Genomic DNA, 19868 nt, shown 5'->3' with positions numbered 1-19868 from the left:
TTAATTTTCTGTCACTCTCACACTCCGCGCATTGCAGCCGCAAGGTGAGTCCGGAGGAGAGAGATGGGCTCCGCAATGCGCCAATTGGGACATCTGTGGAGGACAGACAATGGCAGATATTGCAGCCGCGAGCGGCGCCGCCCGTCCAATGACGGGTGAAGAGAAGAAGGTGATTTTCGCCTCTTCTCTCGGAACAGTCTTCGAATGGTACGATTTTTATCTGTACGGCTCGCTCGCGATCTATATCGGCGCGAACTTCTTCAGCCAATATCCGGAAACGACGCGCAACATCTTCGCGCTGCTGGCCTTCGCCGCCGGCTTTCTCGTGCGTCCCTTCGGCGCGCTGGTGTTCGGCCGCCTCGGCGACATTGTCGGCCGTAAATATACCTTTCTGATCACGATCCTCATCATGGGCGTGTCGACATTCCTCGTCGGCGTCCTTCCGGGCGCATCGCAGATCGGCATTGCCGCCCCGATCATCCTGATCGTGCTGCGCATGCTGCAGGGTCTGGCGCTCGGCGGTGAATATGGCGGTGCGGCAACTTACGTCGCCGAACACGCGCCGAACGGCCGAAGGGGCTATTACACCTCGTGGATCCAGACGACGGCGACGCTCGGCCTGTTCCTGTCGCTGGTGGTCATCCTCGGCGTGCAGTTCGCCCTCGGCAAGGAAGCCTTCGCCGCCTGGGGCTGGCGCATTCCCTTCCTCGTTTCCGTTCTGCTGCTCGGCGTATCGGTGTGGATCCGTCTGAAAATGAACGAATCCCCCGCCTTCAAGAAGATGAAGGAAGAGGGCAAGACCTCGAAGGCCCCGCTCAGCGAAGCCTTCGGCCAGTGGAAAAACGCCAAAATCGCGCTCATCGCGCTTGTCGGCGCCGTCATCGGCCAGGCCGTTGTCTGGTATACGGGCCAGTTTTACGCGCTGTTCTTCCTGCAGAGCATTCTGAAGGTCGACGGACAGTCCGCCAACATCATGGTGGCGGCAGCACTCATCCTCGGCACCAGCTTCTTCGTCATCTTCGGCTGGCTTTCCGACAAGATCGGCCGCAAGCCGATCATCATGGCGGGTCTCATCCTTGCCATGCTGACCTACTTCCCGCTGTTCAAGGCACTGACATGGGCCGGCAACCCGGCGCTGGCACAAGCCCAGTCCAGCGTTCGCGCCACCGTGACCGCAGCCCCCGGCGACTGCAAGTTCCAGTTCAACCCGACGGGCACGGCGAAATTCACCACATCCTGCGATATCGCCACCTCGTTCCTGACGCGCAACTCCGTTCCCTATGACGTGGTTGCAGGAGCAGCCGGCCAGCCAGCCAGCATCAAGATCGGCGACGCCACCATCGCCAGCTATGACGCGGCCGCCGCCGGCGCCGATGCGGCAGCCAAGGACAAGGCCTTCCAGAAGCAGGTCAACATGGCGCTTCACGATGGCGGCTACCCGCTGGTGCGCGGCGCGGCACAGGTGCCGGACGCGAAACTGGATGCCTTCATTGCCGCAAACCCGGAGCTTAACCTCAATGCGGAGGCCGTTCGCGCTGCCGACAAGAAAATGGTCGCGACCGACAAGCTGGTGGCGGACAAGCTGCTGACGCCGGCAGAAACCGCTGGTGCCGCGGAAATGGCCGTCTACACCGTGGCAGGCGGCGGCGCCTTCTCCATGGTGGCCGATCCGGCTGCCGTGAACTGGGTCGTCATCATCGCGGTTCTGACCGTCCTCGTCATCTACGTGACGATGGTCTACGGCCCGATCGCGGCCTTGCTGGTCGAACTGTTCCCGACCCGCATCCGCTACTCCGGCATGTCGCTGCCATACCACATCGGCAACGGCTGGTTCGGCGGTCTTCTGCCGGCCACCGCCTTTGCGATGAGCGCGGCGAAGGGCGACATCTATTACGGTCTCTGGTACCCGATCATCTTCGCGGGCATCACGCTGGTCGTCGGCCTGCTGTTCCTGCCGGAAACCAAGGATCGCGATATCCACGCCATGGATTGAGCCACACCCCGTTTGACATTTTCGGAACCCGGCGCTGAAGCGCCGGGTTCTTTTATTGCGCGATGCGCCCACATATCGAACAAGACTGTCGCAGCGGGCTGTCATTCCGTCGCAGGCAAGACAAAATCAATATGGAGACAAAGCCCCCCTGAATAGGTTATGACCCCCCTATATTATCAGGCAGAGGGAGAGCCATTTTGAGAATCGGGACGCCTAAGGAATTATATGAGGGCGAGGCGCGCGTCGGCATGACGCCCGACAGCGCGCAAGCTTTGCAGAAACTCGGATATGATTGCATTCTTGAAACCGGTGCAGGCAAGGCGGCGGGTTTTTCCGACGACGCCTATCGCGCAGCCGGTGTGACGATCGTCGACAGCGCCGATGCGCTTTACGCCGGTTCCGACATCATCGCCAAGGTTCGTCCGCCGGAAACGTCGGAGATTGATCGCCTGTCTTCGGACAAGACGCTGATCTCGTTCTTCTATCCCGCCCAGAACAAGGACCTTCTGGAGCAGGCCAAGGAAAAGGGCGCAAATGTCATTGCCATGGACATGGTGCCGCGCATTTCCCGCGCCCAGAAGATGGACGCGCTGTCCTCCATGGCCAATATCGCCGGTTATCGCGCAGTAATCGAGGCCGGCAATAATTTCGGCCGCTTCTTCACCGGTCAGGTCACCGCCGCCGGCAAGGTACCTCCCGCCAAGGTGCTGGTCATCGGCGCAGGCGTCGCCGGTCTTGCCGCCATCGGCACGGCCACCTCGCTCGGCGCCATCACCTATGCCTTCGACGTTCGCCCCGAAGTGGCCGAACAGATCGAATCCATGGGCGCTGAGTTCGTCTATCTCGATTTCGCCGATCAGCAGCAGGACGGCGCCGCCACCGGCGGTTATGCCGCCCCCTCCTCGCCGGAATTCCGCGAGAAGCAGCTCGAAAAATTCCGCGAACTCGCGCCGCAGATCGATATCGTCATCACCACCGCGCTCATTCCGGGCCGCGACGCCCCGAAACTCTGGCTCGCCGACATGGTAGCGATGATGAAGCCGGGTTCTGTCATCATCGACCTTGCAGCCGAACGCGGCGGCAATTGCGATCTGACGGTTCCCGACAGCCGTGTCGTTTCCGACAATGGCGTCATCGTCATCGGCTATACGGATTTCCCGAGCCGCATGGCCACACAGGCCTCGACGCTCTATTCCACCAATATCCGCCACATGATGACCGATCTGACGCCCGCAAAGGACGGCAAGCCGGTTCACAACATGGAAGACGACGTCATCCGTGGCGCGACGGTCACCTATCAGGGTGAAATCACTTATCCCCCGCCGCCGCCGAAAATCCAGGCCATTGCCGCGCAGAAGCCGAAGGAAAGAGCAAAAGAACTGACGCCCGAGGAAAAGCATGCCAAGGAACATGCGGACTTCAAGGCGCAGACGAAAAGCCAGGTCGGCCTGCTGGCCATCGGTACGGCGATCCTGCTTCTGGTGGGCGCTTTCGCGCCGGCAAGCTTCATGAGCCACTTCATCGTCTTCGTGCTTGCCTGCTTCGTCGGTTTCCAGGTCATCTGGAATGTCAGCCACTCGCTGCACACGCCGCTGATGGCGGTGACGAACGCGATTTCCGGCATCGTCATTATCGGCGCATTGCTGCAGATCGGTTCCGGCAACTGGCTGGTGGTGATCCTCGCCTCGCTTTCCGTCCTGATCGCGACGATCAACATCGTCGGCGGTTTCCTCGTGACACGGCGCATGCTCGCCATGTTCCAGAAGTCCTGAGCCGTGTAGGGGACATTCAATGACCATTGGTATCGTTTCCGCGGCCTATGTTGCCGCAGCCGTTCTTTTCATCCTTTCTCTTGGCGGCCTTTCCGGACAGGAAAGCGCCAAACGCGCCGTCTGGTACGGCATCACAGGCATGGGTCTCGCCATCGTCGCCACCGTCTTCGGCCCTGAGATCAGCAAGGGCGTCGGACAGTGGCTCGTCGTGCTGCTGATGCTGGCAGGCGGCTCCGTTCTCGGCTACTTCGTCGCAAGCCGCGTACAGATGACCGAAATGCCGCAGCTTGTGGCAGCCCTTCACTCCTTCGTCGGTCTTGCCGCCGTCTTCATCGGCTTCAACGCCCATATCGAGGAAGCGCATGTCGCCTCGCTCGATGAGACCGCGCGGTCGTTGCTGACAGGCTTTTCCGCCATTCTCGCCCACAAGACGCCGGTTGAACTGGCGATCATGAAGGTCGAGGTCTTCCTCGGCGTCTTCATCGGCGCCGTCACCTTCACCGGTTCGGTCGTCGCCTTCGGCAAGCTTGCCGGCAAGGTGGACGGCAAGGCGAAGAAGCTGCCGGGCGGACATCTGCTCAATGCCGGCGCTGCGATCCTGTCGCTCGTGCTGCTCATCATGTATTGCAACGGCGCCGGCGCATGGACGCTGGTGCTGATGACGCTCGCCGCCTTCTTCATCGGTTATCACCTGATCATGGGCATCGGCGGCGCCGACATGCCTGTCGTCGTTTCGATGCTGAACAGCTATTCCGGCTGGGCGGCAGCGGCCATCGGCTTCACGCTCGGCAACGATCTCCTGATCGTCACGGGCGCGCTGGTCGGCTCCTCGGGTGCGATCCTGTCCTACATCATGTGCAAGGCGATGAACCGCTCCTTCATCTCGGTCATCCTCGGCGGCTTCGGCGGCACGACGGGTCCGGCGATGGAAATCGAGGGCGAGCAGGTGGCGATCGACGCCGAAGGCGTGGCCGCGGCGCTGAATGACGCCGACAGCGTCATCATCGTGCCCGGCTACGGCATGGCGGTGGCACAGGCGCAGGCCGCGGTCTCCGAACTGACCCGCAAGCTGCGCGCCGACGGCAAGACCGTGCGCTTCGCCATCCACCCGGTCGCAGGCCGTCTTCCCGGCCACATGAACGTGCTCTTGGCCGAAGCGAAGGTGCCCTACGACATCGTGCTGGAAATGGACGAGATCAACGACGACTTCCCCAATACCGACGTCGTCATCGTCATCGGCTCCAACGACATCGTCAATCCGGCGGCACAGGACGATCCGAACTCGCCGATTGCCGGCATGCCGGTTCTGGAAGTGTGGAAATCGAAACTGGTCATCGTCTCCAAGCGCGGCCAGGGCACGGGTTATTCCGGTATCGAGAACCCGCTGTTCTACAAGGACAATACGCGCATGTTTTATGGTGATGCGAAGAAATCGATCAATGATCTTCTGCCGCTGATCAAGTAATGAAAAGGGCGTTTCCGGGAGACCGGGAACGCCCATTGATTTTTGAGAACGCTATACCACCTCGACGTCATCCTCGGGCCTGACCCGAGGATCCATCGCGCGTCATGTTGTGGATCCTCGGGTCAAGCCCGAGGATGACGGAGGAGAAGCCCAGCCGTCGGCTCGAAGGAGCGCCCTCAAAGCACCCGGTAACGCCGGTTGAAATACATCAGCGCCTCATCACCCTTATTGATCCGCATATCGACGACATCGCAGATGAGGATGTCATGCGTGCCGCCGTCATGCGCCTCGCGGATGCGGCAGTCGAAAGAGACGAGCGCGTCTTCCAGAACCGGGGCACCGGTTTCGAGCACGCCCCAGCTGCCGGCGGCGAAACGTTCCTCCGCCGGCGTCTTGCCGCCGAAAAGCGTGCTCAGCACTTCGTGATGCGCGGCGAGCGTGTTGACGCAGACGACGCCATTGGCCTTCACCACCCTGTAAGCCGAAGAATTGCGGTTGAGGCAGATAAGAAGCGTTGGCGGATTGTCGGAAACGCTGCAAACCGCCGTCGCGGCAAAACCGGCACGGCCTGCCGCGCCATCCGTGGTGACGATGTTGACCGCCGCACCGAGCCGCGCCATGGCGTTTCTATAATCGAGGCTGCGCTCTTGTGCAGTCTTCGTCTCCATTTCCGCTTCCTTTTCAAGAGACATCATCTGCATCTAACCCATCCTTCCTTAACAGGCCATCAAGCCAGCACGCAGGCGTCTTCAAAGCCAAGGCGCGGCAGCCGCCCGAAAAGCTTCGACGGATCGCCATAGCCGAGATTGATCAGGAAATTGGACTTCCATGTCGTGCCGGCGAAAAACGCCGCATCCACCTTGCCCTTGTCGAAACCGGACATTGCCCCGGTATCCAGTCCCAATGAGCGGGCTGCAAGGATGAGATAACCCGCCTGCAGCGTGGCATTGCGGAAGGCCGTTTCTTCGGCCACGGCCGGGCTGGACGTGAACCACGAACGGGCATCGGCATGCGGAAACAGCATCGGCAGTTTCTCGTAAAATTCGCGATCGATGGCGGCAATCACGGTGACGGGTGCCGCCATGGTCTTTTCAAGATTGCCCGAAGAAAGCGCCGGCCTCAGTTTTTCTTTCGCTTCCTGGCTGCGCACGAACACGAAACGCGCCGGCGAGCAATTGGCCGAGGTCGGCCCCATCTTCGTCAGATCGTAAAGCGCTCTCAGCGTCTCGTCGCCAACCGGCTTGTCAGCCCAGCCATTATGGGTGCGTGCCGCGGTGAAAAGTGCTGCAAGTGCCTTGTCGTCGAGTGCTGTCGTCATTGTCTTAGAAATCCTGTCAGAATGTTTGCTGGGCCGGCAGCAGAAACTGCAAAAGCCGTCTGTTGAAAAGCTGGGGCTCAGTGATGTTGACCGCATGCGCCCCGAAATCGAGAAGACAGAGTTCGCCCTGCCGCAGACCATCCGCCAGCCGCAGCGAGCGGGTATAGGGCACCAGCAGATCGTCCTTCGTCGCCACCACCAGCACCGCGTTGCCGATCTCGGCAAGCCGGGCGTCCACATCGAAGGCCCTCAGCGCCGCGATACGCCGAAGCACATTCGTCTTGCCCTGAAAATGCGCAACGCCATGGGCATCGTCCCGCGCCAGCCGCTCCTGATGCTCCGACATCCAGGCGGCCGGATAGAGAAACAGCGGCTGGGCTTTGACAAAGGCCTCGACACCGGATTTCTCCAGAAGCTCGATCCGCACATCGAAGCAGCGCCCGGAATGCGGATCGGCCTTGCTCCAGGCATTGATAAGCACGAGCCGGTCGATAAGGCCCGGCCGCCGCAGCGCAATATCGAGGCCGATCAGGCCGCCAAGCGCATGGCCCATGAAGTGGAATTTTTCGAGGTTCAGTGCCGAGACGATTTCCAGCACATCATCCGCCATCGCCGATATGCCGCCATCCAGCGGCACCTCGCCGCCAGTCCTGCCGGTTCCGCGATGATCGTAGGTGACAATGCGGAAATGATCGAAAAGGGCATCGATCTGCGGCGTCCAGTAAGTGCCCGATCCACCCAGCCCCGAAGACAGCAGGATGGTGGGCGCCCCGGTATCCGTCCGGCCATGAACCTCGAAATGCATCATCTGCCGCTTCGCCTTATTTGCCGATATGGGCGACGGTGGCGATTTCCACCAGCGCGTCGGGCTTCACGAGACCGCACTGGATGCAATAGCGCGCCGGCTTGTCGCCGGGGAAATATTCGGCATAGACCGTGTTGACGGCCTGGTAATTGGCCCAATCGGTGATGAAGATATGGTTCATCGTCACGTCCTCCATCGTGCCGCCGGCGGTTTCGATGACGGATTTGATGGTTTCCAGAACATGGCGCGTCTGGGCGCTGGCATCGCCCACATGCACGACATTATTGTCCTTGTCGAAGGGCAGCGTGCCGGAAACGTAAACCACGCCATCGGCAAGGGTTCCCGGCGAAAAGGGAGCGATGGGTTTGCTGGTACCGGCAGGCACGACGATCTTTTTCGGCATTTCGTTTTCCTCTTTGTGGTTGGATATCAAGCGCTGACGGGTGCGGCCTGCGAAATGACGCCGCAGAAATCATTGACGGTGGCGACCCAGCCGAAAAACTTCTCGACATTGTAGACCGTCGCCTGCTGGATATAGTCCGGACCGAGATGATGGGTGGCATCCTCCAGCATCACCCCGAAATATTCGAGATGGAAGGCGTCGCGCAGCGAGCTTTCCACGCAGACATTGGTGGCGATGCCGACGAAGACCAGATTGCGGATGCCGCGGGCACGCAGCACGCTGTCCATATTGGTGTTGAAGAAACCGCTGTAACGCGTCTTCGGCACCAGAATATCGCCGGGTTGCGGTTGCAGCTCGTCAACGATGGCATAATCCCATGTGCCCTTGGCCAGGAGCTGGCCCTGCAGTTCCGGTCTTTTGCGCATGGTCTTCAGGGCATTGGACTTGTGCCAGTTGGGCGAGCCCGGCCCGCCCGCCTCGACATAATCCTTGTCCCAGCCATTCTGGAAGTAAATGACCTGGACGCCCGCCGCCCGCGCCGCATCCAGCGTCTTCTTGATGTTGGCGATGGTGCCCTTGGCTCCCGATATGTCGAAACCGGCAAGATCGACATAACCGCCCTCGGTCGAATAGGCATTCTGCATGTCGACCACGACAACGGCGGTCTCGCTGGGTTTGAGGGTAATCGGCTCCGGCCTTGCGGGAAGTGTGACACTTTCCGAACGGCTTTCCGGCCCCTTGTAACCCGCCACGACGGCTTCGCTCATTCCGCTGCCTCCAGTGCCGCCTGAACATGCGCCCGGCTCTTCATCAGCGGCTGCACATATTTGCCGAATTTTTCGACGCCTTCGAGGAAATCGTCGAAGGTCAGCATCACGCCGCCGGTTCCCGGCACTTCGCTCATCTCGTCCAGCATCGCCGCCACCTCCTCATAGGAGCCGATCAGCGTTCCCATATTGATGTTGACCGCAGAAACGGGATTGGACATGTGCCGAACATTGGTGTCGGAGCCGGATTTGGTGTCGACGGCGCTTTGCAGGCCGAGCCACTTTATCGCGTCCTCATCCGCACCCGCCTTGTAATGCTCCCACTTCGCCCAGGCGTCTTCGGATTTTTCCTCGGCAAGCACCATCGTCAGCACGACGGACTTGACCTCGCGACCGGTCTTTTCCGTCGCCGCCAGCAGCCGCTCATTGGTGGGGGCAAAAGCCTTCGGCGTATTGACGCCGACACCGAAGCAGAAGCTGTAATCGGCAAACTTGGCCGAGAACGCCATGCCGGAATTGGACGAACCGGCGCAGATGAGCTTCACATCACCCTGCGGCACCGGCTTCATGCGGCAATCGTCCATCTGGAAGAACTTGCCCTTGTGGTCCGACTGGCCTTCCGTCAGCAGCTCTTTCAGAACAGTCGTATATTCACCCAGATATTCATAACGATCGCCGAAATAATCATCGCCGGGCCACAGTCCCATCTGGCTATATTCCGGCCGCTGCCAGCCGGTGATCAGGTTGATGCCGAAGCGGCCTCCGGAAATGGAATCGATCGTTGTCGCCATGCGGGCGACGATAGCCGGCGGCATGACCAGCGTTGCGGCCGTGCCGAACAGCTTGATCTTGGAGGTGACGGCGGCGAGGCCCGCCATCAGCGTGAAGGATTCCAGATTATAATCCCAGAATTCAGTCTTGCCGCCAAAGCCGCGCAGCTTGATCATCGACAGCGCGAAGTCGAAACCATATTGCTCAGCCTTCAGCGTGATCGCCTTGTTCAGATCGAAGCTCGGCTTGTATTGCGGCGCGTTTTCGGAAAGAAGCCACCCATTGTTCCCGATCGGGATAAAAACACCAACTTCCATTTTGCTGTTCCCTTTTTTGCGTCAGGTGTCTCCTGACTTGACAAAAGAGTAGCAGGTTCTGTGCCAGACCAAATAAAATAATTTTATCAAATGGATAAAATTTTGAGGCGTGAGGGAGCCTCGACCGAAAGATAAAAAATTTATCATTTGGTCAAAATATTTGCCTGTTTATTCGGCAGAAATAAAAGGAAAAGTCGATCCTTCGATGGCCTTGAATTTTGGGACGGAAGAGCCCCGACTTTTTTGCCGTCATCCTCGGGCTTGACCCGAGGATCCATAACCCACTGAAACCAATGATCCTCAGGTCAAGCCCGAGGATGACGTCGCGTATGGAGCGCTGTCGACGGCATGCTAAGAACAACGGGGCTTCCCGCGATCAAGCTATGCCAAAACCTCAACCCAGCCGCTGCTGCGCATAGGCATGAACCGCCCGGAATGCCTCTTCGGCGCCGGCGACGACGCGCTCTTCCTCTTCGACCGTCAGCGAAATTTCATCGAGTGCTGCGGTGAAGGTGCGCCAGTGCAGGCCGCGTCCTTCCGGCGCGCCGGCCAGATGGCGGGCGCCAAATTCCTCGCCAAGTCCGAGCTTCGCCGCGTCTTTCAGCAGAAACGCCGCGCCGAGATTGGAGCCTTCGACCACATAAAGCCAGCCCATTGCCTCCGGCAGATCGAAGGGCGTTTCGGCGCTGAAGCGCGGCTCGGCCGTTTCGGGAATGGCAAGACCGAGATCGGAAAGATCCTGCTCGATCATGGAAAGACGACGGCGGCCCTTGAGGTCGGGCAGCAGGCCATCAAGCGTGGCATTGGAGAAAAAGACATCGAGATCGCGATGGAAAAGATATTGCGTTTCGACAAATTTGCCGAAGTTCTCGCGGCTCTCGAACGGCTTCGACGCCATGATGAAGCTATCGAGATCGCCATGCGCGCCACGCGTCGCTGCTTTCAGGCGCTTGACGCGGCTCTGCTCGATCTCTGTTACAGGCGCTGCCGGCTCCACAATGGTCATGATGATGGTCCCTTATCCCTATATTCAGACTGCCTGATAAAAATCTTTACTCCAACAGTCAAATTTTATTTTGGCATGCAACCTCCTCCCGGAAAAGGATTGGTATTTGCGGTCTCCCTGAACCGGCGCGCCTCTATACGCCACAATCGCGCGCCGCGCAGCTCACGGGCCCCGCGCCCAGACCGCCACCAAAGCAAATTTCCTTGCCTTCACCCTCCGAACAATCATATTGCAATTACCTCTTTACAACTAACATGTCAGTATGCCATCAATCTGCCGTCACCTTGGAGGAGCATCTTAATTGACCCAGAAATTTGGCCTTTCGGCAGCCTTGACGACCCCTTTCAAAACGGACGGAACGGTCGATATCGATGCCATGATCGCCCATGCCCGCCGCTGCCTGTCCAATGGCTGTGACAGCGTGACACTCTTCGGCACGACAGGTGAAGGCTGCTCCGTCGGCAGCCGCGAACGGCAGGACATCCTTTCCCGCTTCATCGCGGCAGGTATTGCGCCGTCGCGCATTGTCACCGGCGTTCTCGTGGATTCCATCGAGGATGCGGCAGACCAGTCGGCCGAAGCCCTGAAAGCCGGCGCCCGCAATATTCTTCTCGCTCCGCCGTCCTATTTCAAGAATGTCAGCGATGACGGCCTGTTTGCCTGGTTCTCGGCGGTCTTTTCAAAGATCGGCAAGGATGCACGCGACATCCTCGTCTACAACATCCCCTCCGTGACCATGGTAACGCTGTCCGTCGAGCTAGTGGGACGGCTGAAGGCTGCATTTCCGGGCGTCGTTACCGGCGTCAAGGATTCCTCCGGCAACTGGAGCCATACCGAACGTCTGCTGAAGGAACATGGTGACCTTGCCATCCTCATCGGCGATGAGCGCGATCTCGCCCGGGGCGTCCGCCTCGGCGGCCAGGGCGCCATCTCCGGTGTCGCCAATTTCCTGACGCAGGAAGTCCGCGCCATGGCCGTTGACGGCAAGGACGATAAGCGCATCGTCGATCTTGTTGTGGAACTTCTGAAATTCCCGGTTACGCCTGCCGTCAAGGTGCTGGTATCACACACAACAGGCGAAAATATCTGGGCGGATGTGCGCGCACCGCTCGTCGCCATTTCACCTGAGGATCGGCGGCAGATCGAAGGCGCTTTCGACGCGCTGTTTCGCAAACAGGCCGCTTGAACGGCCCTTGAAAGGTTGAGCATGGACGATACCGGCGAACAGACATTGCGGGAACGGGCGTATGAAAGCTTTACGCATCACCTCCTCTCGCGTGATGTTCGCCCGGGGCAATTCATCTCGCAACGCCGCCTCGTGGAATTGACAGGTCTGCCGCTGGGGGCGATCCGGGAGGCAATTCCGCGGCTGGAGGCGGAAGGGCTGATCAAGACCGTGCCGCAGCGGGGTTTGCAGGTCGCCCATATCGACATCAACCTTATCCGTGAAGCATTCCAGTTCCGCATCTTCCTTGAAAAGGAGGCCGTGGCGCTGTTCACCCGCTCGGCTTCCGATGAGGCCATCGCCAAGCTTTTGAAACAGCATCGCGATATTGCCGAAGCGGCTGAAAATAGCGGAGAATCGCCGGAGCTCGATCAGCATGCCCAGCAGGTGGACTGGGGCATGCACGATGCCTTCATCGATAGTCTCGGCAATTCGATCATCTCGAATGCCTACCGCGTCAATTCCATCAAGATGCGCCTGATCAACCAGGAGCGCTTTCGCATCGCCGGCCATGTGAAGTCGGTGATGAAGGAACATCTCGCCATTCTCGAAGCCATCGAGAAACGATCCGTGGAAGACGCCGTGGAACGGCTGACCGCCCATATCCGCAACGCAAGGGACAGGGCGCTGGCGGTGTAAGGCAATTCCGGCAGGGTCGAAAACGGTCCTGCGCCGGGATTGCATGAAAATAAGCAACAAGCCGGGGTGAGGAGAATTTCCGGCTAATCTGGAGGAGAACTGACATGACGCATTCATTGCTCAACCCCACGCGTCGCGCCTTTCTGGCAGGCACGGCCGCGATTGGCGGCGGCGCGATGCTCGGCATTCGCCCGGCATCGGCGGCGGTGAACTGGAAAAAACACGCCGGCACCACGCTTGAGGTCAATCTCGTCAAAAGCCCGCGCAGCGAAACGCTGATCAAATATCTCGGCGAATTCGAAGAACTGACCGGCATCAAGGTCAATGCCGAGGCAACCCCAGAACAGCAGCAGCGCCAGAAGGTCGTCATCGAGCTTTCCTCCGGCAAGCCGAGCTTCGACGTCGTGCATCTGAGCTATCACGTCCAGAAGCGCCAGTTCGAAAAGGGCAAGTGGCTGGCAGATATCAGCGGCTTCCTGAAGGACCCGTCGCTTACCGATCCGTCGCTCGTCGAAAAGGATTTCGCCGAAGCCGGCATGTTGTTTGCCAAGGATAGCGACGGCGTGCTGCGCTCGCTACCCTTCTCGGTGGATTACTGGATCGTCTACTGGAACAAGGAACTCTTCGAGGCCAAGGGCCTGAAATACCCTGAAACCTTCGAGGAACTGGTAATGGCGGCGGAGAAGATCACCGATCCCGCAACCAACACCTATGGTTTCGTCGCCCGTGGCCTGAAGAACGCCAATACTCCAGTCTGGACCTCGCTGATGTTGGGTTACGGCGCAAAGCCGATCGGTGCGGACGGAAAGATCGATACCGAGTCCAAGGAAGCGGTGGAAGCGGCAGCGCTTTACCAGCGCCTGATGACCAAGGCAGCCCCTCCCGGCGTCTCCGGCTTCAACTGGGCGGAAGCGCAATCGGCCTTCCTGCAGGGCAAGATCGGCATGTGGTTCGATGGCGTCGGTTTTGCACCGCCGATCGAGAACCCGGAAAAATCCCGCGTCGTCGGCAAGGTCGGTTACGGCGTCATGCCGAAAGGCCCGGCAGTTCAGGCCGCCGGCACGTTTGGCGATGGCCTCGGCGTCGTCGAAGCCAGCAGCAAGAAGGAAGCCGCTTACCTCTTCTGCCAATGGGCGATCTCGCATGAAATGGGCGCGCGCCTGTTGCAGGCCGGCGCCGGCGTTCCATTCCGCCAGTCCATCCTCGAAGACCAGAAGGTCCGCGAAGGCGTGAAGATGCCGGCCGCCTGGCTGGACGCCGTTGTCGGTTCCGGCAAGGTCTCCCAGCTTGCGCTTCCCGTCATCATTCCGGTGACGGAGTTCCGCGACATCTACGGCGTCGGCCTCACCAACATGATCGGCGGCGCGGACCCGGCGGCTGAACTGAAAAAGGCGACGGAACAGTTCGCACCCGTTCTGGCACGTAGCGAGGGATAATGGCCTCCGTGAGCATCGAAAACACCAAGACAGGCGTCAGTCGTAAAGAAGGGAGCAGGCCGGCAAGGCTTGCTCCCAACTACTGGCCCTTCGTCATACCGGCACTTATCGTCATTCTGGCTGTCATCGTTTTTCCATGGGTCTTTACCCTGTGGATGAGCGTGCACCGCTGGACGCTCGGACAGGAGCAGAGCTTTATCGGTTTCGAGAACTATATCCGGCTCGCCGGCGATATCAGGTTCTGGGAATCGCTCTGGCACACGCTCATTTATACCGTGCTGTCGGTGGTCGCCCCGCTGTTCCTCGGAACGCTGGCGGCGCTGGTTTTCGATGCGCAGTTTCCGCTGCGCGGTTTTCTGCGCGGCGTCTTCGTCATGCCGATGATGGCGACCCCGGTCGCCATCGCGCTCGTCTGGACCATGATGTTCCACCCGCAGCTCGGCGTCCTGAACTATCTGCTGTCGCTCATCGGCATCGGGCCGCTGGAATGGATCTACAACCAGTCGACCGTCATTCCCTCGCTGGTGCTGGTGGAAACCTGGCAATGGACACCTCTGGTCATGCTGATCGTGCTCGGCGGGCTGGCCGCAGTGCCGCGCGAACCCTATGAAAGTGCTGAAATCGACGGTGCCAATGCCTGGCAGAAGTTCCGTTACCTGACCATGCCGATGATTGCGCCGTTTCTGATGATCGCCGTCATCATCCGCTCCATCGATGCCGTCAAAAGCTTCGACATCATCTATGCGATGACTCAAGGGGGCCCCGGCACGGCATCCGAAACCATCAACATCTATCTCTATAATACGGCATTTTCCTATTACGACATCGGTTACGGCTCGGCCATGGCCGTCGTCTTTTTCATCATCATCGTGGCGCTGTCCTTCGTGCTTTTGATGGTGCGCCAGCGCTCGCAGTGGAACGAGATGGAGGATCGCTGATGTCTGGAAAAATCCTGAAACGCAAGACACTCGACCGCATCGGCCTTTTCTTCGTGGCGCTGGTGATGATCTCACCGGTCATCCTGTTCTTCATCTGGATGATCTCGCTATCGCTGAAATATGAGATCGACAACGGCGCCTATCCGCCGATCCTCATTCCCGAACGTTTCGCCTGGTCGAACTATGTGAAGGTGTTCGAGGAGAACAATTTCTTCCTCTATTTCTGGAACTCGGTCCTCGTCACCGGTGCGGCCACCATTCTGGCGCTCGTCATCGGCGTACCCGCCGGTTACGGCATCGCCCGGCTGAAGGCGGAAAAATCCGCCGTCGTCATCATGATCGCCCGCATGACGCCGGGCCTCTCATTCCTCATCCCGCTGTTCCTGCTGTTCCAATGGCTGAACCTCTTGGGCACGCTCTGGCCGCAGATCATCATCCATCTTGTGGTGACGGTTCCGATCGTCGTCTGGATCATGATCGGTTATTTCGAGACCACACCGAAGGAACTGGAAGAGGCAGCAAGCATCGACGGCGCATCCTCCTGGCAGGTGTTCCGGCTGGTGGCGCTGCCGATTGCCAAGCCCGGCATCGTCGTCTCCTTCATCCTCGCGGTCATCTTCTCGTGGAACAACTTCGTCTTCGGCATCGTGCTGGCCAGCCGTGAAACGCGCACCCTGCCGGTCGCGGTCTACAACATGCTGTCCTTCGAACAGGTCAGCTGGGGACCGCTGGCCGCAGCCGCGCTCATCGTCACGCTGCCGGTGCTGCTGCTCACCATGTTCGCACAGAAACAGATCGTGGCGGGTCTCACCGCCGGCGCCGTCAAGGGCGGCTGAATTCAAATTATAACGGGAACCAAAAACATGGCACCGGTCAATATTCAAAATGTCCAGAAGCGCTTCGGCTCGGTCAACGTCATCCACGGTATCGATATCGATATCAAGGACGGAGAATTCGTCGTCCTCGTCGGCCCCTCCGGTTGCGGCAAGTCCACCCTGCTGCGTATGATCGCCGGACTGGAAGAGCTGAGCGATGGCGAAATCCACATCGGCGCGCGCGAGGTGAGCCACCTGCCCGCCCGCGACCGCGATATCGCCATGGTCTTTCAGAACTACGCGCTTTATCCGCATATGACGGTCAAGGACAATATGGGCTTCGCGCTGAAGCTGAAGAAGGTCAGCGCCGAGGAAACCAGGGCCAAGGTCGACAGGGCCGCCGCCATTCTGGGACTGGAAAATCTGCTGGACCGTTATCCGCGCCAGCTTTCCGGCGGCCAGCGCCAGCGTGTCGCCATGGGCCGCGCACTGGTGCGCGATCCGCAGGTTTTCCTGTTCGACGAGCCGCTTTCCAACCTCGACGCCAAGCTGCGCGTGCAGATGCGCGGCGAGATCAAGGCCATGCACCAGCGCATCGGCACCACCACCATTTATGTCACCCACGACCAGGTGGAAGCCATGACCATGGCCGACAAGATCGTGGTGCTGCATGATGGCGTGATCGAGCAGATCGGCGCGCCGCTCGAGCTTTACGACAATCCCGCCAACCTCTTCGTTGCCGGTTTCATCGGTTCGCCGGCCATGAATTTCATTCGCGGCCGGGTGGAGGAAGGCGTCTTCCGCACCGCAAAGGGTCTCAGCCTGCCGCTGCCCGCCAATGCCGATATCGGCAAGCTCGGCGGCCGCGACCTCGTCTATGGCGTGCGGCCGGAACATATCCGCGCCGCCGAGACCGGCATTGAAGGCCGGGTCGAACTGGTCGAAGGCACCGGCTCGGAAATCTACGCCAAGCTCAATTGCAAGGGCGACGAGATCGCCTGCCTGTTCCGCGAGCGCCTCAATGTCCGCTTCGGCGATACGATCCACATTGCCATCGATCCGGCAACCGTGCATCTGTTCGACAAGGACAGCGGCAAGCGCATCTGAACACGGCAGGAGCGAAGAGAATGGTAAAGGAAGCGGGCGGCAAGCATGTGCTCTGCGTGGGTGCCGCCGTTCTGGACACCCTGTTTCGTGTGCATGACATGCCGAAGGGCGAAGGCAAGGTCCTGCCCTATGAGATGCTGCAGATCGCCGAAGGCATGGCCTCGAGCGCTGCCTATGCCGTGCATCGCATGGGCGGCCGCGCCAGCCTCTGGGGTGCGGTGGGCGACGACGAAACCGGCACCCGCATCCTGCGCGATCTCGCCGAAAGCGGCATCGATGTTACCGGCATGACCATCGCCGCCGGCGCGCACTCGGCCCTGTCGACGATCATCATCGATGACCGGGGAGACCGGCTGATCGTGCCTTTTTACGATCATCGTCTGCATGAGAAAAAACGCTCCTGCACGCCGGCAGATATCGCCCCGTTCGATGCCGTTCTGGTGGATGTGCGCTGGCCGGAGCTGGCGCTTGATGTGCTCACCGTGGCGCGCGCGCTTGGCAAACCCGCCATTCTGGATGGTGATGTTGCGCCGGTGGAAACGCTGGAGAAGCTTGCGCCCGCCGCAACCCATATCGTCTTTTCCGAACCCGCCGCTGCCCGGCTGACCGGGCTTGAAACGGTGAAGGACATGCTGCCGGTACTGCATTCCCGCTACCCGCAGACCTTCATCGCCGTCACCGCCGGTCCGCAAGGCTGCTGGTGGACGGAGGCCGGTGATCCCACGGTGCATTTCCAGACGACCATGCAGGTCAAGGCGGTGGACACGTTGGCGGCGGGCGATATCTTCCACGGCACCTTTGCGCTGGCGATGGCTGAAGGCATGCAAAGCCGCGCCGCCATCCGCCTCTCCTCCGTTGCCGCCGCGCTGAAATGCACCGTCTTCGGCGGCCGCATCGGCGCACCGACGCGCGAAGAGACGGAAGACGCGATGCGGCAATGGCTGGAGCGTGAAGGCGAAGCTCCGCTGCGCGCCTCCTGAGCGCATCCATTGCCCGCATAAAACTATTCCATTTTTGCGATGCCGTTTCCCGGCGAAGTAGTCTAACGTCAAGTCAGAGCAAAGCTTTTCATGAAGCCGCGCCTGTTCCACCTTGAGCCTGCATTCCGCAAAAGTGATCGCCCGATGCATCAGACGACCCGCCCGAGACTGCGCGATATCGGTTTCCGGCCCGGCCATTTCGAAACCGGCCCGCTCAACGCCATCACCGATGTCGAAGGCGTGACCATCGGCCATTCGACCGTCATCGAAGGCGACACGATCCGCACTGGCGCAACCGCGATCCTGCCGCATGGCGGCAATCTCTTTCAGGACAAGGTGCCCGCCGCCTTCGCCGTCTATAACGGCTTCGGCAAATTTGCCGGCTCCACCCAGATCGAGGAACTGGGCGAACTCGAAACACCAATCATCCTCACCAACACGCTGGCAACCGGTCGGGCCATCGAGGCGATCAACCGCCATACGCTGGCACAGCCGGGCAATGAGAAAGTCGTCTCGATCAATGCCGTCGTTGGCGAAACCAACGATTCCCGCCTGAACCACATCCGTGCCGGCCGCCCTACGGTCGAGGAAATATCGGCCGCACTGCAAAACACGGCCACCGGCCCGGTAGCCGAGGGCGGCGTGGGTGCCGGAACCGGCACGGTGGCCTTCGGCATGAAAGGCGGCATCGGTACCGCATCCCGCGTCGTCACCATCGCCGGAACGACCTATACGCTCGGCATTCTCGTGCAGTCCAATTACGGCGGCCATCTGCTGGTCTGCGGCAAACCCTATGTCAGCCCTGCCCATAAGGATAAGGACGGCTCGATCGTCATCATTGTCGCCACCGACGCGCCACTCTCCTCCCGCAATCTGAAGCGTCTGGCGGCCAGAAGCTTCGGCGGGCTGGCGCGCACGGGTGCAGCACTCAGCAATGGCTCCGGCGATTACGCTCTGGCCTTTTCCACCGATGAGCGGCTGCGCCGCACGCCTGCGCGCCGCAAGGCCGTCGCAGACTATCCAGAACTTTCCAACGATGCGATTTCTCCGCTCTTCGAGGCAGCGATTGAGGCGACGGAGGAGGCGATCCTGAACTCGCTCTGCGCGGCCAATACGACAACCGGCTTTAATGCCGGCACCGGCAAGGCCTCCACGGTCGAAGCCATTTCCATCGACGCCCTTAAAACCCTTCTTTCAGCCTGACTTTTCCAGACGGAGTTTTCATGACTAGCCCATCCGGTCGCATCGTTTACGTCAACGGCGAATTCCTGCCCGAAGCGGACGCCCGCCTCTCCATCTTCGACCGCGGTTTCCTGTTTGGCGACGGCATTTATGAAGTTACCTCCGTTCTGGAAGGCAAGCTGATCGACAGCGACCTGCACATGGCCCGGCTGGAGCGCAGCGCCCGCGAAATCGACGTGCCGCTGCCGGTCACCACGAAAGAGATCGTCGAGGCAGAACGCCGCCTGATTGCCGACAACAACCTCGTCGAAGGCATGATCTACCTGCAGCTGACGCGTGGCGCCGAAGACCGCAATTTCCTGTTCTCCGCCGATCTGAAGCCGACGCTTGTCATGTTCACCCAGGCCAAGAAGCTGATCGGCACCCCGGTCGAAGAAGCCGGCATCGCCGTCAAATCCGTTCCCGACCAGCGCTGGGAGCGCCGCGATATCAAGACCGTCTGCCTTTTGCCGCAGGTCATGGCAAAACGCATTGCCAAGGCCGAAGGCTGCGACGAAGCCTGGATGATCGAGGATGGTTTCGTTACCGAAGGCGCGTCCTCGACCGCCTACATCGTCACCGCCGACAAGAAGATCATCACCCGCGGCAACAGCAACAAGACCCTGCCCGGCTGTACTCGTCTTGCCGCCCTGCAGCTGGCCAAGGAAGCCGGCTTCACGCTGGAAGAACGCCCCTTCACGCTGGAAGAGGCGCTGAATGCCGACGAGGCCTGCCTGACCAGCGCCTCCAACTTCGTGGTTTCGGTCACGAAGATCGATGGCAAGCCGGTGGGTAACGGCAAGCCCGGCCCGATGGTGAGCCGCCTGCGCGCGCTCTACCTCGAAAACGCCCGCCGCACGGCCATCTGATCGAAAGCGTTTTGTTTGCCG

19 protein-coding genes are annotated in these 19868 nt (G+C 60.1%); 12 read left to right on the top strand and 7 right to left on the bottom strand.

Annotated elements, in window-relative coordinates; all coding sequences use genetic code 11:
• Positions 1 to 109: 109 nt before the first annotated feature.
• The 3 genes from ACIQUH_RS23935 (at position 110) to ACIQUH_RS23925 (ending at position 5230) form a co-directional block, all read left to right on the top strand.
• On the top strand, positions 110 to 1993 hold the full coding sequence (locus tag ACIQUH_RS23935; RefSeq protein ID WP_400819785.1) for an MFS transporter: 1884 nt from the start codon (positions 110 to 112) through the stop codon (positions 1991 to 1993).
• Positions 1994 to 2190: 197 nt separating this feature from the next.
• Positions 2191 to 3765: a Re/Si-specific NAD(P)(+) transhydrogenase subunit alpha gene (locus ACIQUH_RS23930; RefSeq protein ID WP_127757678.1), complete on the top strand. Its 1575-nt coding sequence runs from the start codon at positions 2191 to 2193 to the stop codon at positions 3763 to 3765.
• Positions 3766 to 3784: 19 nt separating this feature from the next.
• Positions 3785 to 5230 carry an NAD(P)(+) transhydrogenase (Re/Si-specific) subunit beta gene (locus ACIQUH_RS23925; RefSeq protein WP_080835866.1) on the top strand — a complete coding sequence of 482 codons (1446 nt, stop codon included), beginning with the start codon at positions 3785 to 3787 and terminating at the stop codon, positions 5228 to 5230.
• Between the two features lie 176 nt (positions 5231 to 5406).
• Here ACIQUH_RS23925 and rutF read toward each other — a convergent pair whose 3' ends face one another.
• The 7 genes from rutF to ACIQUH_RS23890 all read right to left on the bottom strand — a co-directional run bounded on the left by rutF (position 5407) and on the right by ACIQUH_RS23890 (position 10617).
• Positions 5407 to 5931 carry an NADH-dependent FMN reductase RutF gene (gene rutF, locus ACIQUH_RS23920; RefSeq protein WP_400819782.1) on the bottom strand — a complete coding sequence of 175 codons (525 nt, stop codon included), beginning with the start codon at positions 5929 to 5931 and terminating at the stop codon, positions 5407 to 5409.
• Between the two features lie 26 nt (positions 5932 to 5957).
• Positions 5958 to 6548: a malonic semialdehyde reductase gene (locus ACIQUH_RS23915; protein WP_400819780.1), complete on the bottom strand. Its 591-nt coding sequence runs from the start codon at positions 6546 to 6548 to the stop codon at positions 5958 to 5960.
• Positions 6549 to 6564: 16 nt separating this feature from the next.
• Positions 6565 to 7356, bottom strand: coding sequence for a pyrimidine utilization protein D (gene rutD / locus ACIQUH_RS23910; RefSeq protein WP_400819778.1), 792 nt, complete (start codon positions 7354 to 7356; stop codon positions 6565 to 6567).
• 13 nt (positions 7357 to 7369) lie between these two features.
• Positions 7370 to 7756, bottom strand: a complete 387-nt coding sequence (rutC, locus tag ACIQUH_RS23905; RefSeq protein ID WP_003492069.1) for a pyrimidine utilization protein C — start codon at positions 7754 to 7756, stop codon at positions 7370 to 7372.
• Between the two features lie 26 nt (positions 7757 to 7782).
• Positions 7783 to 8523: a pyrimidine utilization protein B gene (gene rutB, locus ACIQUH_RS23900; protein ID WP_003492071.1), complete on the bottom strand. Its 741-nt coding sequence runs from the start codon at positions 8521 to 8523 to the stop codon at positions 7783 to 7785.
• Positions 8520 to 9611 carry a pyrimidine utilization protein A gene (gene rutA, locus ACIQUH_RS23895; RefSeq protein ID WP_400819774.1) on the bottom strand — a complete coding sequence of 364 codons (1092 nt, stop codon included), beginning with the start codon at positions 9609 to 9611 and terminating at the stop codon, positions 8520 to 8522. Before rutA ends, rutB begins: the two co-directional genes overlap by 4 nt.
• A 394-nt stretch (positions 9612 to 10005) precedes the next feature.
• A complete protein-coding gene (locus tag ACIQUH_RS23890) occupies positions 10006 to 10617 on the bottom strand; it encodes a biliverdin-producing heme oxygenase (protein ID WP_400819771.1) in 612 nt (203 codons plus the stop codon).
• 301 nt (positions 10618 to 10918) lie between these two features.
• Here ACIQUH_RS23890 and ACIQUH_RS23885 point away from each other — a divergent pair, with 301 nt between their 5' ends.
• The 9 genes from ACIQUH_RS23885 (at position 10919) to ACIQUH_RS23845 (ending at position 19847) form a co-directional block, all read left to right on the top strand.
• Complete coding sequence (locus ACIQUH_RS23885; RefSeq protein ID WP_400819768.1) at positions 10919 to 11803, top strand: dihydrodipicolinate synthase family protein; 885 nt, start codon at positions 10919 to 10921, stop codon at positions 11801 to 11803.
• 21 nt (positions 11804 to 11824) lie between these two features.
• Positions 11825 to 12481 carry a GntR family transcriptional regulator gene (locus ACIQUH_RS23880; RefSeq protein WP_110756346.1) on the top strand — a complete coding sequence of 219 codons (657 nt, stop codon included), beginning with the start codon at positions 11825 to 11827 and terminating at the stop codon, positions 12479 to 12481.
• Between the two features lie 104 nt (positions 12482 to 12585).
• Complete coding sequence (locus tag ACIQUH_RS23875) at positions 12586 to 13917, top strand: ABC transporter substrate-binding protein (protein ID WP_400819764.1); 1332 nt, start codon at positions 12586 to 12588, stop codon at positions 13915 to 13917.
• Positions 13917 to 14855, top strand: coding sequence for a carbohydrate ABC transporter permease (locus ACIQUH_RS23870; protein WP_400819762.1), 939 nt, complete (start codon positions 13917 to 13919; stop codon positions 14853 to 14855). Before ACIQUH_RS23875 ends, ACIQUH_RS23870 begins: the two co-directional genes overlap by 1 nt.
• A gap of 14 nt (positions 14856 to 14869) precedes the next feature.
• Positions 14870 to 15691, top strand: a complete 822-nt coding sequence (locus tag ACIQUH_RS23865; protein ID WP_031233854.1) for a carbohydrate ABC transporter permease — start codon at positions 14870 to 14872, stop codon at positions 15689 to 15691.
• A gap of 27 nt (positions 15692 to 15718) precedes the next feature.
• The gene (locus ACIQUH_RS23860; protein ID WP_400819759.1) at positions 15719 to 16777 is read left to right on the top strand and encodes an ABC transporter ATP-binding protein; all 1059 of its coding nucleotides are present in this window, start codon (positions 15719 to 15721) and stop codon (positions 16775 to 16777) included.
• 20 nt (positions 16778 to 16797) lie between these two features.
• Positions 16798 to 17757 (top strand): sugar kinase, encoded by a 960-nt coding sequence (locus ACIQUH_RS23855; RefSeq protein ID WP_400819756.1) that lies wholly within the window; start codon positions 16798 to 16800, stop codon positions 17755 to 17757.
• A gap of 144 nt (positions 17758 to 17901) precedes the next feature.
• A complete protein-coding gene (locus ACIQUH_RS23850; protein WP_400819753.1) occupies positions 17902 to 18960 on the top strand; it encodes a P1 family peptidase in 1059 nt (352 codons plus the stop codon).
• Positions 18961 to 18980: 20 nt separating this feature from the next.
• Positions 18981 to 19847, top strand: a complete 867-nt coding sequence (locus tag ACIQUH_RS23845) for a D-amino-acid transaminase (protein WP_065114128.1) — start codon at positions 18981 to 18983, stop codon at positions 19845 to 19847.
• The last annotated feature ends 21 nt before the right edge of the window (positions 19848 to 19868 follow it).

Origin of the sequence: Agrobacterium sp. NPDC090283, assembly GCF_044769685.1 — a bacterium.
Classification (GTDB): domain Bacteria; phylum Pseudomonadota; class Alphaproteobacteria; order Rhizobiales; family Rhizobiaceae; genus Agrobacterium.
This window is presented reverse-complemented; position numbering and strand designations above follow the sequence as displayed.

What these genes read in the sequence shown, in the direction of transcription:
- rutA (WP_400819774.1), bottom strand. Translation starts at nt 9,611, where the DNA reads ATGGAAGTTGGTGTTTTTATCCCGATCGGGAACAATGGGTGGCTTCTT.
- rutD (WP_400819778.1), bottom strand. Translation starts at nt 7,356, where the DNA reads ATGATGCATTTCGAGGTTCATGGCCGGACGGATACCGGGGCGCCCACC.
- ACIQUH_RS23935 (WP_400819785.1), top strand. Translation starts at nt 110, where the DNA reads ATGGCAGATATTGCAGCCGCGAGCGGCGCCGCCCGTCCAATGACGGGT.
- rutC (WP_003492069.1), bottom strand. Translation starts at nt 7,756, where the DNA reads ATGCCGAAAAAGATCGTCGTGCCTGCCGGTACCAGCAAACCCATCGCT.
- ACIQUH_RS23845 (WP_065114128.1), top strand. Translation starts at nt 18,981, where the DNA reads ATGACTAGCCCATCCGGTCGCATCGTTTACGTCAACGGCGAATTCCTG.
- ACIQUH_RS23890 (WP_400819771.1), bottom strand. Translation starts at nt 10,617, where the DNA reads ATGACCATTGTGGAGCCGGCAGCGCCTGTAACAGAGATCGAGCAGAGC.
- ACIQUH_RS23860 (WP_400819759.1), top strand. Translation starts at nt 15,719, where the DNA reads ATGGCACCGGTCAATATTCAAAATGTCCAGAAGCGCTTCGGCTCGGTC.
- ACIQUH_RS23855 (WP_400819756.1), top strand. Translation starts at nt 16,798, where the DNA reads ATGGTAAAGGAAGCGGGCGGCAAGCATGTGCTCTGCGTGGGTGCCGCC.
- rutB (WP_003492071.1), bottom strand. Translation starts at nt 8,523, where the DNA reads ATGAGCGAAGCCGTCGTGGCGGGTTACAAGGGGCCGGAAAGCCGTTCG.
- ACIQUH_RS23915 (WP_400819780.1), bottom strand. Translation starts at nt 6,548, where the DNA reads ATGACGACAGCACTCGACGACAAGGCACTTGCAGCACTTTTCACCGCG.
- ACIQUH_RS23925 (WP_080835866.1), top strand. Translation starts at nt 3,785, where the DNA reads ATGACCATTGGTATCGTTTCCGCGGCCTATGTTGCCGCAGCCGTTCTT.
- ACIQUH_RS23880 (WP_110756346.1), top strand. Translation starts at nt 11,825, where the DNA reads ATGGACGATACCGGCGAACAGACATTGCGGGAACGGGCGTATGAAAGC.
- ACIQUH_RS23875 (WP_400819764.1), top strand. Translation starts at nt 12,586, where the DNA reads ATGACGCATTCATTGCTCAACCCCACGCGTCGCGCCTTTCTGGCAGGC.
- ACIQUH_RS23850 (WP_400819753.1), top strand. Translation starts at nt 17,902, where the DNA reads ATGCATCAGACGACCCGCCCGAGACTGCGCGATATCGGTTTCCGGCCC.
- ACIQUH_RS23870 (WP_400819762.1), top strand. Translation starts at nt 13,917, where the DNA reads ATGGCCTCCGTGAGCATCGAAAACACCAAGACAGGCGTCAGTCGTAAA.
- rutF (WP_400819782.1), bottom strand. Translation starts at nt 5,931, where the DNA reads ATGCAGATGATGTCTCTTGAAAAGGAAGCGGAAATGGAGACGAAGACT.